This is a genomic window from Streptomyces albicerus, from assembly GCF_008905045.1.
GTDB classification, from domain to species: domain Bacteria; phylum Actinomycetota; class Actinomycetes; order Streptomycetales; family Streptomycetaceae; genus Streptomyces; species Streptomyces albicerus.
On record NZ_VWMY01000003.1, the window covers coordinates 106,044 to 120,065 of the forward strand.

10 protein-coding genes and 1 pseudogene are annotated in these 14,022 nt (G+C 68.3%); 6 read left to right on the plus strand and 5 right to left on the minus strand.

The window, feature by feature from the left end; translation table 11 throughout:
- Positions 1-92: 92 nt before the first annotated feature.
- From GAS53_RS03425 to GAS53_RS03445, 5 genes are all read left to right on the plus strand, one after another.
- A complete protein-coding gene (locus GAS53_RS03425; RefSeq protein ID WP_151475897.1) occupies positions 93-1,181 on the plus strand; it encodes a LacI family DNA-binding transcriptional regulator in 1,089 nt (362 codons plus the stop codon).
- Positions 1,182-1,567: 386 nt separating this feature from the next.
- A complete protein-coding gene (locus tag GAS53_RS03430; RefSeq protein WP_151475898.1) occupies positions 1,568-2,917 on the plus strand; it encodes an ABC transporter substrate-binding protein in 1,350 nt (449 codons plus the stop codon).
- Between the two features lie 10 nt (positions 2,918-2,927).
- Positions 2,928-3,812 carry a carbohydrate ABC transporter permease gene (locus tag GAS53_RS03435; RefSeq protein ID WP_151475899.1) on the plus strand — a complete coding sequence of 295 codons (885 nt, stop codon included), beginning with the start codon at positions 2,928-2,930 and terminating at the stop codon, positions 3,810-3,812.
- Positions 3,812-4,738: a carbohydrate ABC transporter permease gene (locus GAS53_RS03440; RefSeq protein ID WP_151475900.1), complete on the plus strand. Its 927-nt coding sequence runs from the start codon at positions 3,812-3,814 to the stop codon at positions 4,736-4,738. The genes GAS53_RS03435 and GAS53_RS03440 overlap by 1 nt, the downstream gene beginning before the upstream one ends.
- A 209-nt stretch (positions 4,739-4,947) precedes the next feature.
- Positions 4,948-6,006, plus strand: coding sequence for a LacI family DNA-binding transcriptional regulator (locus GAS53_RS03445; RefSeq protein ID WP_151475901.1), 1,059 nt, complete (start codon positions 4,948-4,950; stop codon positions 6,004-6,006).
- A 137-nt stretch (positions 6,007-6,143) separates the two neighbouring features.
- Here the strand turns inward: GAS53_RS03445 and GAS53_RS03450 are convergent, their stop codons facing one another.
- The 5 genes from GAS53_RS03450 to GAS53_RS03470 all read right to left on the minus strand — a co-directional run bounded on the left by GAS53_RS03450 (position 6,144) and on the right by GAS53_RS03470 (position 12,692).
- A complete protein-coding gene (locus GAS53_RS03450; RefSeq protein WP_151475902.1) occupies positions 6,144-7,754 on the minus strand; it encodes a glycoside hydrolase family 43 protein in 1,611 nt (536 codons plus the stop codon).
- A gap of 60 nt (positions 7,755-7,814) precedes the next feature.
- Positions 7,815-8,690 (minus strand): carbohydrate ABC transporter permease, encoded by an 876-nt coding sequence (locus GAS53_RS03455; RefSeq protein ID WP_151475903.1) that lies wholly within the window; start codon positions 8,688-8,690, stop codon positions 7,815-7,817.
- A gap of 7 nt (positions 8,691-8,697) precedes the next feature.
- Positions 8,698-9,681 carry a carbohydrate ABC transporter permease gene (locus GAS53_RS03460; protein ID WP_151475904.1) on the minus strand — a complete coding sequence of 328 codons (984 nt, stop codon included), beginning with the start codon at positions 9,679-9,681 and terminating at the stop codon, positions 8,698-8,700.
- Between the two features lie 4 nt (positions 9,682-9,685).
- Complete coding sequence (locus tag GAS53_RS03465) at positions 9,686-10,963, minus strand: ABC transporter substrate-binding protein (RefSeq protein ID WP_192582928.1); 1,278 nt, start codon at positions 10,961-10,963, stop codon at positions 9,686-9,688.
- A gap of 853 nt (positions 10,964-11,816) precedes the next feature.
- On the minus strand, positions 11,817-12,692 hold the full coding sequence (locus tag GAS53_RS03470) for an aminoglycoside phosphotransferase family protein (RefSeq protein WP_151475906.1): 876 nt from the start codon (positions 12,690-12,692) through the stop codon (positions 11,817-11,819).
- A gap of 279 nt (positions 12,693-12,971) precedes the next feature.
- On the opposite strand from GAS53_RS03470, the pseudogene GAS53_RS03475 reads away from it, so the two are divergent.
- A pseudogene (locus GAS53_RS03475) lies at positions 12,972-14,015 on the plus strand (RNA polymerase sigma factor); the annotation flags it as partial.
- Positions 14,016-14,022 lie beyond the last annotated feature (7 nt).

Consider the following 14,022-nt stretch of genomic DNA (forward strand, 5'->3'; position numbering starts at 1 on the left):
ACCTCGGAGAAACAATGGGATACGGTTCCTGCCCCGGCTCGGGGCAGGGACGCAGCTCCACCGGGGGGTCGCGACGTGAAGGAGCCACTACGGTGAGTCAGCGCAAGGCATCGGGGGACTCCGGCCGGGCCACCATCCGGGACGTGGCGGAGCGGGCGGGCGTCTCGGTCGCCAGCGTGTCGCGCGTCCTGTCCGGCAACTATCCGGTGTCGGAGACACTGCGCCGCCGGGTGATGAAGGTGGTGCGGGACCTCGACTACGTGACCAACGCCCACGCCCGGTCGCTCGCCGGCGGGGGTACGCCGACGGTGGCCATCCTCCTCAACAACATCACCGGTGCCGCCTTCGCGCACGTGGCCAAGGGAGTCGAGAGCGCCGCCTCGATGCGCGGCTGGCTCTCGCTGGTCGGCACCACGGGGGACGACCCGGAGCGGGAGCTCGCGCTGGTCAACCTCATGCGCCAGCAGGGCGTCGCCGCGGTGGTCCTGCTCGGCGGTGCGTACGACTACGACGAGTACCAACTGAGGATGGCCCGGTTCGCCCGCTCCCTGGACGCGGCGGGCTCGCACCTCGTCCTGGTGGGCAGGCCTCCGCTGGAGGGCAACGTACCGGCCACGACGGTCGACTACGACAACGAGGGCGGCGCCTACGCCATGGCCAGCCATCTGCTGTCCGCCGGTCACCGCCGCGTCCTGGTGCTGCCCGGTCATGCCGAACTCACCACGGCCCAGGGCCGGTTGAGTGCGGCCCGGCGGGCCTTCGAGGCGTACGGCCTGCCCTTCGACCCGGGCCTGGTACTGCACGGCCCCTATGACTACGAGCACGGGTACGACGCGGTCGAGGAGTCCCTGCGCCGCGGGCTGGACTTCACGGCGGTGCTCGCGGGCACCGACGTGGTCGCGGCCGGCGCCATGCAGGCCCTGCTCGCGGCCGGGCTCAAGGTGCCCGAGGACGTCTCGATCGTCGGCTACGACGACATCCCGCTGGCCTCGCAGCTCACACCTCAGCTGACGACCGTGCACGTCCCCTACGAGGAGATGGGCCGCGCCGCACTGCGCGCGGTGGCCGACCGGCGCGAGGGCAACACCGGCCGCCGCAGGACCGGCGACGGCGAGCACCTCGTACTGGGCACCCATGTCGTCGTACGGCAGTCCGTCCAACCGCCCGGCCGGCGCTCATGATGTGCGGCTGGTGCGCGGCCTGGGAAGCGTCGTTACGTAACCGGTTTCCGAACCGATCCGAAATCTGCCGTGAACGTACGCGACGCTCGCGAGAACCTGTGCGAGCAGCGTAAATACCGTTCTGACCTGCGCAGATTCCCTCGCGCCCGACAGCGCTCCGAGGTGTCCCGAGCTAACCTCACGGACAACTCGACGCAATAATTTCCGCTCGGCCTCTTGATACGGGCCACCAGTCGGCCTACTGTCCCCGGCAACCGGTTTCTACAGCTTCTGCTTGGCCATCCCCCGCAACCGCGAGTCGACGATCTTCGGCCGCCGTTCCTGGCCATCACCGAGCCGCCGCCCCCCGATCCGAGAACGTCCACACCCCGAAGGATCACGGTCAGATGAATTCCACCAGCCCCCGCAGCAGAAGAGTCGCCCGCACCGCCATAGCGGGTCTCGCGCTGACAGGTCTGCTCTCCGCTTGCGGCGGATCCGGCTCCGGAGACTCCGACTCCGACAAGCCCAAGTCCTCCGGTCCGGTCACCCTCGACTTCTGGGGCTGGGCCAACGGCCAGGAGGCCGTCGTCAAGGCGTTCAACGCCAGCCACAAGGACGTCCAGCTCAAGTACAGCAAGGTCACCGACCAGCTGACCATGCAGAAGCAGCTGACCAATGCCGTCAAGGCGGGCAACGCGCCCTGCCTGCTGCAGAACACCGGCGAGTACGTCACCAGCTGGGTCTCGCAGGGCGCACTCGCCGACATCACCAAGTACGTCGAGTCCAGCAAGGACAAGTTCAACCCCGGTTCGTGGGCCGTCGGCCAGGTCCAGGGCAAGGTCTACGGCGTCCCCACCAGCTCGGCGCCCGCCTTCACCATCTACCGCACCGACGTCTTCAAGAAGTACGACCTGGAGCCGCCCACGACCTGGGACGAGTTCATCGCGGCCGGCAAGGAACTGAAGAAGCACGACATCAAGATCACCAACTACGCCGGTGAGGACCCGAGCACCCTGGAGGTGCTCGCCATGCAGGCCGGGGCGCACTGGTACAGCATCGACGGCAACTCCTGGAAGGTGAACTTCCAGGACGAGGGCACCCTGAAGGCGGCCGAGGTGATCCAGGAGATCATCGACAACGACCTGAACTCCAAGCTCTCCTTCGCCGACTACGCGGCCGTGCAGCGCAACTACGACAACGCCGGCACCGTGACCCGGCAGATCTCCACCTGGCAGATGTCGGGCATGGTGCAGAACTTCACCAAGTCCTTCGGCGACTGGGCGCTGGCCCCCTGGCCGACCTTCAAGGGCGAGGCGGCCAAGACACCGGCCGGCACCAACCAGAGCGGCAACCTGACGCTGGTGACCGAGCAGTGCAAGGACAAGGAGCAGGCCGCTGAAGCGGCGCTGTGGATGTCCACCGACCCCGGTGCGGTCAAGACCATGGCGAGCCCGGAGACCGGCAGCGGTGTGATGCCGGCGGTGGCCGACACCAGCGCGTACGTCTCCGAGGCGATCCCCGAGAAGCTGCTCGGCAAGAACTACGAGCCGGCCCAGAAGGTCGTCACGGACAGCATGAGCACCGTCACCGACGACTGGACCTTCGGCCCGAACTGGACCGCGATGTTCACGGAGATGCAGGACGAGTGGGCCTCGGTCGTCAGCAAGAAGCAGAAGGTCACCGACCTGCTCGCGCACATGCAGGAGTGGACGGTCAACGACCTGAAGCAGCGCGGCATCAGCGTCAAGGGCTGAGGCAGACTCGATGATTCGCTCCCAGCGCTGGAAGGGTGCCGCGTTCACGGTGCCCTTCCAGCTCGGCTTCCTCTTTCTCTACCTGCTTCCGATCGGCTATGCGGTCCACCAGTCGCTGTTCCTGGAGAAGCAGTCCGGGCTGGGGCTCGGCGGCGCGACCACGGAGTTCGTCGGGCTGGAGAACTACCAGCAGGGCCTGACCGACTCGGCGTTCATGACCTCCATCCTCAGGGTGGTGCTGTTCGCCTGCGTCCAGATCCCGTTCATGCTGGTCATCAGCCTGGTGCTGGCGCTCTTCCTGGACGCGGTCACCTCGCGGGTGGCCGGCCGGTTCCGGGTTGTGCTGCTGGTTCCGTACATGATCCCCGGCGTGGTCGCGGCCATCGTGTGGATCAACCTGTACAGCCCCGCGGTGGGCCCCCTGACACCGATCGGCGAGCTGTTCGGGTTCGACTGGAACTTCTTCGCCCCCTCGATGGTGTGGCCGTCCATCGGCAATCTGCTGACCTGGCACGGTGTCGGCTACAACATGGTGATCATCTACTCGGCGCTCCAGGGCGTGCCCCGCGAGCTGTTCGAGGCCGCGCGGCTGGACGGCGCCTCGGAGCTGCGGATCGCACGGAGCATCAAGATCCCGTTCGTGCGCGGCGCGCTCGTCCTGACCGCTCTGCTGTCGATCATCCAGATGCTGCAGATCTTCAACGAGCCCGCGCTGTTCCGGAACGTGACCCCGGAAACGGTCAGCGACAGCTTCGCCCCGATCATGATCATCTACAACCAGGCGTTCAACGCCGGCAACTACAACTACGCCGCGGCCCTGTCGGTGCTGCTCGCCCTGTTCCTCGGCTTCGCGTCCTTCCTCTTCTACCGGCTGACCTCGAGGGAGGCGGACTGATGGCACTGACGGAAAACCGCACGGAGACGGGCACCGATCTGCCCCGTGGGCGCACCGTGCGGCGGCTCACCCGCCCGGACCCGGCCGCGCGCTCCCGGGGCGGCCAGCGCTTCCTCCTCGTCGGTCTGGCGCTGGCCAGCGCCTACAGCCTGTTCCCGGTGTACTGGCTGATCATCGCCGCGACCAAGGACCGCGTGGGGCTGTACCAGAGCAACGGGCTGTGGTTCTCCGACATGCACCTCTGGGAGAACCTGCAGCAGGTGTTCACGTACAACGACGGCATCTTCCTGCGCTGGACCGCCAACTCGTTCCTGTACGCGGGGGTCGGCTCCCTCGGCGGCACGCTCATCGCCCTCGCCACCGGCTACGGCCTGGCCCGATTCGACTTTCCGGGCCGGGGTGCCGTGTTCGCGTGCGTCGTGGGCGCGTTCCTGATCCCGATCGCCCTGCTGACCCTGCCGCTGTACCTGCTGTTCTCGAAAATCGGGATGGTCGACACCCCGTGGGCCATGCTCATCCCGTGTCTGATCAACCCGTTCAGCGTGTACCTGGCCAAGGTCTACACCGAGGCCACGATCCCCTTCGAGCTCCTGGAGGCGGCCCGCATCGACGGCGCCGGCGAGCTGCGGATCTTCTTCAGCATCGTGCTGCGGATGATGACGACGGGCGGCGCCACGGTGTTCCTGCTCGCCTTCGTCAACACCTGGAACGCGTTCTTCCTCCCGCTGACCGTGCTGCGCGGCGAGGAGAACTGGACCCTCAACCTGGGCCTGTACAACTGGTCCGGCAAGCGGCTGGAGTCGGGCGTCGACCTGACCAGCCTCGTGCTGACCGGAGCGCTGCTGTCCATCGTGCCGATGGCGATCATGATGGTCGCGATGCGTCGCTACTGGCGGTCGGGCGTCACCATGGGAGCGCTCAAGTGACCGCGGCGCGCGGCCCCGTCATCCTCGACATCGACCTGGACCCTCGCTGGTCCGGGTCGGCGTGGGGTACTGCGTAGCGACCGAGTGCCTCCGGCCGGATCGTGCAGTGCGGGCCGGTGGGGGCTGGTCGCGCAGTTCCCCGCGCTCCTGAAGGGGCGCCGACTTCACTGGAGTCCGGCTCACTTGCCCGACTGAGAGGTGGCGCCGGGATGGTGCGGGGCGGAAGCACGACGACCGGGCCGACGCTGGCGGCCGTGGCCCGTGAGGCCGGGGTATCCGTGCCGACCGTGTCCAAGGTGGTCAACGGTCGGCAGGACGTGGCCGCGGAGACGCGCCGCCGGGTCACCGCGGCACTGGACCGGCTCGGTTATGTGCGCAGACACCGGGTCGACGACACGATGGCGTCGCCCAGGCTGCTCGACCTCGTCGTGTACTCGCTGCGGAGTTCCTGGTCGGGCGCGATCCTGCACGGCGTGGAGGAGGCGGCGCACGACGCGGGCCTGGAGGTGGTGGTCTCGGCGGGCCTGACCCGGACCCGGGACGGACGCCCGGAACACGGCTGGCTGGACAAACTCACCGCCCGCGGCTCCTCCGGAGTGCTCTTCAACCTGGCCGAGCTGACCCCGTCCCAGTACGCCTGGCTCGACCAGCACCGCATTCCGTTCGCGATGATCGACCCGGCCGTCGAGCCGGCACCGGGAGTGGTGTCGGTGGGCGCGGCGAACTGGCACGGCGGCGTCACCGCCACCGAACACCTGCTCTCCCTCGGACATGAGCGCATCGCTGTCATCGGCGGCTACCAGAGCAAGCTCTGCAGCACCGCCCGCGTCGCCGGCTACCGCTCCGCGCTCACGGCGGCGGGCGTGCGCCACCGCCCGGAGTATCTCCGCTGCGGCAACTTCGACGAGGCCGTCGCCCACCGCCGGATGATCGAGCTCCTCGACCTGCCCGAACCGCCGACCGCCGTCTTCGTCTGCTCCGACCAGATGGCTCTCGGCGTTTACCAGGCCCTGGCCCTGCGCGGCCTGCGGGTGCCGGACGACATCAGCGTGGTCGGTTTCGACGACCTCCCCGAGGCGCGCTGGGCCACCCCTGCCCTGACGACCGTGCGCCAGCCTCTCTCGGAGATGGCGGGCACGGCGGTGCGCCTCCTGGTACGGCTGATGGCGGGCGAGCAGCCGGACAGCACCCGCACGGAACTCTCGACGCGTCTGGTGCGCCGTGCGAGTACAGCGCCACCGCACACGGCGTCCGAATCGCGCCGCTGATCGTCGGGATGCGGCGGTCCCGGCGAACGCGGAACGCGACGCGGCGGTCAGCGACGTACCGCCGCTGACCGCCTCTGACCGCCTCTGACCGCCGAGGAGTTCGCGCTTCTCGCCGAGCACCGCCGGCGGAAGAACTTCTACTCCTGACCGCCGGCCCCGCTGTCCAGGGATCGCATCTCGAACCAGTCGAAGTCCGCCGAGGCCCGGGTCCCGCCCAGGTCCTGGACGCACACCCCGACGAACGCGCCGGTGAACCGCAGCCGGCTCCCGTAGTCGTCGGAGAGCTTGCTCGCGTCCAGGGGCGGACCCACCGGCCGCCAGTCGGTCCCGTCCGGCGACGCGGAGAAGCGAAGTTCCGCACCGTCGAAGCGGGCCCGGAGGTGCACCAACGGCCAGTGGTCCGTGGAGAGTTCGCTGTCCGGGAGTTCTCCGTACGCGCCGTCGTCGGTGAGGACCACGCCCAGGACGCGACCCTTGCCCTCGACATGGGTGAGGCGCAGGTAGTAGTGCGTCGAGGTGTCGTACCAGCAGATGAGGCCCGCGAGTTGACTGAAGTGGGACGGGCGGAAGTCGACGACCGTCGTCACCTCGCACCGCACCGAGGTGAGCCGCCGTGCGACCAGGCTCTGGTCGAACCGTGAGTGCGGGCTCTGCCGGCCACGCAGCCGCAGATGTCCGGGACGCTCATCGAGGCTCAGCCAGTCGGCGGTCGCGGGCGCGCGGAGCGTACTCCAATTCCCGTCCAGCGAGGACGAGTTGAAGTCGTCGCGAGTGACGGGCGCGGCGGCAGGTCCCGGCTCCACCCCCGTGGGTGCCGGGACCTCCAGGCTCGGCCGTCGCCCGCCGTCGGCCAGCCGCAGCCAGCCGTCGTCCGTCCAGGCCACGCGTTGCAGGCAGGTCTCCCGGCCGAGGATGCAGCGCGGCCCGTCGGGCGTCTGTACGGGTCTTGAGGCCAGGTGGGCGAGGTACCACTCCCCCTCCGGCGTCTCGACCAGCTCACCGTGGCCCGCCTTCTGCAAGGGCCAGTCGGGGGCGTCGCGGGTCGTCAACAGCGAGCCGTCCGGGTCGAGTTCGTACGGTCCGGTCAGCTCGCGCGAGCGGGCCATCAGAATGCCGTGGTTCCAGCCGGTGCCGCCCTCGGCGAGCATCAGGTAGTACCAGCCGTTCCGCCGGTAGACGTTGGGCCCCTCGATCAGTTCCTCGTTCGTGAGGATCGTGCGCGGCTGCCCGATCAGCGCCCGCTTGGCGGCGTCGTACTCCTGGAGCAGGATCCCGGCGAAGGAGGGATGCTCGGCGCGCGGATCCCACTGGATGTTGAGCAGCCAGCTGCGGCCGTCCTCGTCGTGGAAGAACGACGGGTCGAAGCCCGAGGAGTTCAGGAACACCGGCTCCGACCACGGGCCGTCGATCGACGGGGCCGTGATCAGGTAGTTGTCGAGGTCCTTGTACGGGTGCCCGATGGTCCGCATGATGCTGTAGACCAGCCAGAACTGCCCTGCGTGGTACGAGAGCGAGGGCGCCCACACGCCCGCCGAGTCGACGACTCCGCGCAGGTCGAGCAGGTCGGGGCGGTCCAGGATGTGACCGGCCGGCTCCCAGTGGGCGAGATCGGTCGAGCGGTGCACGGGCACGCCCGGGAACCATTCGAAGGTGGAGGTGGCGAGGAAGTACTCCGCGCCGACGCGCACGATGCTCGGGTCCGGGTGGAATCCGGGCAGCACGGGGTTACGGATCTGGCCCGCGGTCATGCAGGTCCTTTCACACAGGGTCGGTGGGGCCGTGAGGCAGCCCTTGACGGTCGTGGTGGGTCAGCCCTTGACGGCGCCCTGCATCACCCCGGCGACGATCTGCCGGGACAGCAGGAGGAAGACGACGAGCAGCGGCAGTACGCCGATGGCGGCGCCGGAGAGGATGAGCGTGTAGTCCAGCGCGTAGCCGCTGGCCAGCGAGGACAGCGCGGTCTGCACGGTCGGCGTCACGGACGGGTCGAGGACGATCAGCGGCCACATGAAGTCGTTCCAGCTGGCCATGAAGGTGAACATGGCCAGCACGGCAGCCTGCGGACGGATCGCGGGCAGCGCCACGTGCCAGAAGATGCCGAGCGTGGAGCAGCCGTCGACGCGTGCGGCCTCGACGAGTTCGTACGGCACGGACTCGTCGCAGGCCTGTCGCATCCAGAAGACGGCAAAGGCGTTGACGAGCGCCGGGACGATGACGGCCTGGAGCGTGGCGATCCAGCCCAGGTCCCCCATCAGCATGTACAGGGGGATCATGCCGAGCTGCGTCGGGAGCATGGCGGTGATCACGACCGCCACGAACAGCGCATTGCGGCCGCGGAACGGCAGCTTGGCGAAGGCGAACCCGGCGAGTGAGGCGAGCAGGACGCAGCACACCGTGATCGTCGTCGAGATGATCATCGAGTTGCGCAGCGCCAGCCAGAAGTCGACGGTGTCGTAGACGCGCTGGATGTTGTGGAACAGGTTGCCGCCCGGCGTGAGGCTGAGCAGCGAGTCGCCGATCGCCGAGTTGTCGCGGGTGGGCAGGATGAAGGAGTAGTAGAGGGGGAAGAGCGACGCGGCCAGAGCGCCGACCAGCGCGGCGTAGACGAGGTAACCGGGCCGTCGGCCCGTCTGGTCGGCTGCGTTCTTGCGGGACCGGGGCGCGGTGCGCAGGGCCAGGGTCATGACGGCATCAGTCCTTCGATGCGATGCGCCGCGACAGCGCGTAGTTGATGCCCGAGACGATGGCGATGAGCAGGAACATCACCCAGGCGAGCGTGGCGGCGTAGCCCGCGTTGAACTCGCGGAAGCCCTTCTCGTAGAGGTACATCATCAGCGTCTGGAACTGCCGGTCGCTGCCGCCCGTGCCCTCCGTGCCCTGGACGTCGAAGAGCTGGGGTTCGGCGAAGGTCTGCATGCCGATGATGGTCGACATGACGACACTGAAGATGATCGTGGGCCGGATCGAGGGCACGGTGATCGACCAGAAGATGCGTCGCCTGGAGGCTCCGTCGATCATCGCGGCCTCGTGCAGTTCGCGCGGGACGCCCTGCATCGCGGCGAGGAAGATCAGCCCGAAGTAGCCCGCCCAGCGCCAGATGATGATCGTCGAGACGGCGATGATGGCGGACCAGCGGTTCGCCTGCCAGTTGATCCGGTCGATGCCGACCAGACCCAGCACGTCGTTGAAGATGCCGGTCTGGAAGCCGAAGAGCTGGGCGAACACGAGACTGACGGCGACCACCGACACAATGTGCGGCAGGACGATGCCGGCCCGCCAGAACGCGCTGCCGCTGAGCTTCCGGTTGAGCAGGGCGGCCAGCCAGAGCGCCACCAGCAGTTCGCCGCCGACGCCCAGCACCAGCAGGAGCCCGGTGTTGAGCAGGGCGTTCCAGAAGTACTCGTCGGCGAAGAGGTCCTGGTAGTTGCCCAGGCCGGTCCAGCCCTGGTCGCCCTCGATGATCGCCCAGTCGTGGAACGACATCCAGCCGGTGTAGAGCAGCGGCCAGAGCGCAAAGACACCGAAGATCACGAAGAACGGCAGGATGAACAGGTACGGGGTGTAGCGCAGGTCGAAGCGGGTGAGGCGGGAGCGCCAGGCCCGGCGGCGGTGGTGCCGCCCCGGGTCGGGGGCCATGGGGGCCTCCGTCCCGGGGCGGGTCTCGGTGACCGTCATCGGGTCATTCCCCCGCGACCTTCTTGGCGTCGTCGATCGCCTGGTCCCAGGCTGCCTCGGGCTTCTGCTTGCCCTGTTCGACGCGGAGCAGCGCGTTCATGAAGGAGGATGCGACGTCGCTGTCCTTGGTGCCGCGGTAGATGGGCTCCATCGAGTCGACGGCCTCGGCGAAGATCTTGCCGGTGGGGGCGTCGGAGAAGTACGGGTCCTTCTTCGCCTGCACCTCGGGGTCGTTGTAGACCGCGGGGTGGCTGGAGAGGTAGCCCTTCGAGAGGAACAGCTTCTTCTGCACCTCGGACGAGGTCAGCCAGCGGGCCAGCTCCACGGCTTCCTTGGGGTGCTTGCTCTGCTTGGGCACCAGGAGGTAGGAGCCGCCCCAGTTGCCGCCCTGCGGGGCCGCGGCCACGGACCACTTGCCGGAGTTCTCCGGTCCGGAGGCCTCCTTGGTGCGGTCGAGCTTCCAGGCCGGGCAGACAGCGGTTGCTGCCTTGCCGTTCTTCAGGGCGTTCGCCATTTCCGGGGAGAAGGGCGGGTATCCGCCGCTGACTTTCTCCACCGACATGTTCGCGGCAGTCAGGAAGTTCTGCTCGAGCGTGGTGTTCTTGTCCGCAATGAAGGAATCGTCGGACTCGGCGAAGAAGGTCTCCTTGTGCTGGTTGCCCATACCGACCCAGACGTCACCGGTATTGGCCGTGAAGGAGGCGTCCTTCACCTTGGCCCGGAACTTCTCGCCGGTCTCGGTGAACTTGTCCCAGGTGGGCCAGAGTTGACTGACCTGCTCGGGGTCGGTGGGCAGGCCGGCCTCCTTGAAGAGGTCGGTGCGGTAGCAGATGCCGAGGCCGCCGAGGTCGGTGCGCATGCCCATGACGTACTTGCCGTTGTCGACCGTGCCGTAGTCGTACGCCCACTTCACCCACGGGTCGTCGGTGTTGTTGACGCCGTGGTCGGCGAGGTTGAGGAAGCGCTGGTTGCTGGGCTTGAACTTGCCGATGATGTCGTCGCCGAGGCCCACCACGTCGGAGGCGCCGCGGTTCGCCGCGAGCTGGGTGACGAGCTTCTTCGGCAGGTCCTCGATGAGGACTTCCTTGATCTTGACGCCCGGGTGGCTCTTCTCGTACTCCTTGTAGAGGTCCCGGTAGCCGTAGTCGACGTGGGTCGTCACGGTCAGAGTGACGGTGCCGTCGGCGCTGTCCGAGGAACCCCCGCCGCAGGCCGACGCCGTGAGGGCGATGACCGCGGCGCCCGCCGCCACCCGAATCCCTTGGCTGGCGTGGTATTTCATGCCCTCACCCCTCTGTATTCGCATCCGGCGCATCGGCTTGCGTGTTCGGTATTTCGATAATTTTCGACGCGGAGAAACCAGGAGAATCCCTGTCCCTTCACGCCTTGTTGAGGCGCGCTTAATGTAGGAACCGGTTGCTACGGGGTCAATGTTTCCGTCGCGTGAGCATCGCTATTCGAAACTTTCGATAGGGCTTGGGCGGCGGTGGGACGGGCGGCTGGTGGGTGGCGGCGCCTGTGAGCGGCGTATTCGGGGAGTTCACAGGTGCGCCAACCGGCCGCGCGACGAAGGGAGTTCGCCCGCCGAACCGACATACGAGCGCCGACCGCCTCGGCCGACCGCTTCCATCGACCCGCCGTCGGTCCTGCGGCCGTCATCGCCGGCCGCGGAGTCACGTCTCGCCGTGGCCCCGCTCTGGGCGACGGCAGCGCGTCCGCCGATCGTCGTCGCCCTCGTCCTCGTCGTCGTTCGGCACAGCGTGTTCGTCGCGCGCGGCCGGCCAGAGGAACCGAAGCCTGCCGCCACGGCCGGCGGCCTTCGGCGGTGGCGCGGGGCGCGGGGCGCATCGCAGCGTGGCAGCGCATCGCAGCGTTGGCGGCCGTCTTCGGCGACTGCCGCCGGCACGCCGCAGCCTTGGTCCCACGCGGAGGGTCGGCCGCTACAACGAACCCTGCTGGGCCGCCGCCGTGCTTCAGCGGCGGGCTCATGGTCACGCTCCCGGTCGCCGCCACGGGAGCCATGCGCCGCCGCCCCGCCCGCGGCTGGGTACGCACGCGAGAACCGCCTGGAGGGCAGCCGAGACGGGCCACCTGGCACCGGGGGCTCGGGGCGGTGCCCGACGGGATCAGTCGGGTTACCGGCCACCCGCCCAGCGGCCCAGCACCGCCGTGGCGATGGCCCGCTGGGGCGGGTCCAGCACGGTCCTGCCGTCCTCGATGTCCCACAGGGTGTTCTGCAGGATGCGGCCCAGCGTCCAGCCCGCCGCTCGCCGCCGGTCCAGCGCGAGGGCCTCGGTGAGCACGTCGAAGCGGCGGAGAACCGTACGGGTCACATCGCCGGTCGCCGTCACCGCGTCCCAGCGGCTGTCCAGCGCGGGCCACAGGTCGAAACCCGGGTCACCGGCCAGGGGCTCCGGATCGATGGCGAGCCACGGTTCCCGCTGTCCGGCGAGGACGTTGTCGTAGTGCAGGTCCCAGTGCAGCAGTCGGTCGCCGGCCTCTCCGACGAGTTCGGCCACGGCGGACGCGCAGGTGTGCAGCAGACGCCGCTCGGCGGGATCGCGGAGTGCGGGCAGCGCGTGCGGCACCTGGTCGAGCATCGCGGCGGCGATGTCCGCCAGCCGCCGTATGCCGTCCGGCGCGCGCACCGCGACCAGGCGTGCCAGAAGGTCGGCGAGGATCCGCAGGGCGGTGTCGTCATCGGCCACCGTCGACAGCGGCCGGGCCGCGTCCAGCCGTTCCAGCAGCATGGTGCCGGTGTCCGGGTCGTGGTCGAGCAGCCGCACCACGCCGTCGCCGTTCCACACCCGCAGCCCCGGCGCGGCGCCCGCGTTGTCCTCGCTGAGCTGCTGGAACTTCAGCACCGCCGGGGTACCGTCCGCGCGGGTCACCGGCAGGACGAACGAGGCCATACCATGGGCCGCCGGGCCGTCCGGCCTCAGCGCCCAGCGGTCCAGGAAGTCCCCGGCGCCGAACTCGTCGGGGACGTCCCCGGAAAACGACGTACTCATGTCGGCGTCAAAGTATGCCGCCACCCTGCCCCAGCAGGCCATTGACCATGGGTTCAGAATCCACCGACCGAATCAACCGCGCAGAGCACGTGATTCATGTCACGCAAATTTTGCGGCAATACAGGGCGCCCGGCCGGGGCAGCGGCGGGTGTACCGTAATGGGGCGAGCCTGATGACGATTCCCACGCCCATCAAACATCACCGTGGATGACGAGAATTCAGGATTCCTGAAGACCAAAGGTCTTGCTCGGCATTGGTCGAGTTTGCACCAGAACTGAGGCACGGGAAGAGATGTTGACCGCAATGGAGACGGACACGCAGGAACAGGGGCAAGGGCAGGAGGCTCTTCTGCTGTCTCCGGACTACGACGCCGACGCCCCCGAACCGCAGCTCGCCTCCGACGGCGCCTCGATCGATCCGGTACGGGACTACCTGAAGATGATCGGCCGCGTCCGCCTCCTCAGCGCCGCGCAGGAGGTCGACCTCGCCAAGAGGATCGAGGCCGGCCTGTTCGCCGAGCAGAAGCTCGAGGAAGGGCCTGATCTGGACCCGACGTTCCGGCGCGAGCTGGAAATCCTCGCCGAGGACGGCCACCGGGCGAAATCCCACCTCACCGAGGCGAACCTCCGTCTGGTCGTCTCCATCGCCAAGCGTTATACGAGGCGGGGCCTCACTTTTCTGGACCTGATCCAGGAGGGCAACACGGGTCTGATTCGGGCCGTCGAGAAGTTCGACTACGTCAAGGGTTTCAAGTTCTCGACCTACGCCACCTGGTGGATCCGGCAGGCGCTGACCCGGGCCCTGGCCGACCAGAGCCGCACCATCCGCATTCCGGTCCACGCGGTGGAGATCATCAACAGAGTGGCCAGACTCCGCCGGGAAATGCTCCAGGAACTGGGCGTCGAGCCCACGCTCGAGCAGGTGGCGGAAAGGATGGAGCTGCCCGTCGCCAAGATCGTCGAACTCGACGCGTACACCAAGGATCCCGTCTCGCTGCACATGCCGTTGGGCGAAGACGGCGGCAGCGAACTCGGTGACGTGATCGAGGACAGCGAGAGCGTCTCCCCCTTCGACGCGGTCACGTTCCTCCTCCTCAAGGACACCATCCAGGGCATCCTCGCCCATATGACCCCGCGCGAGGCAGGCATCATCACCCTGCGGTATGGGCTCCTGGACGGCCAGGCGAAGACCCTGGAGGAGATCGGCCAGGTCTACGGAGTCACCCGCGAGCGCATCCGCCAGATCGAGTCCAAGACGATGTCGAAGCTGCGCCACCCCTCCCGCTCACAGGCACTGCGCGACTACGTGGGCCTCCTGGACTGAGCCTGCG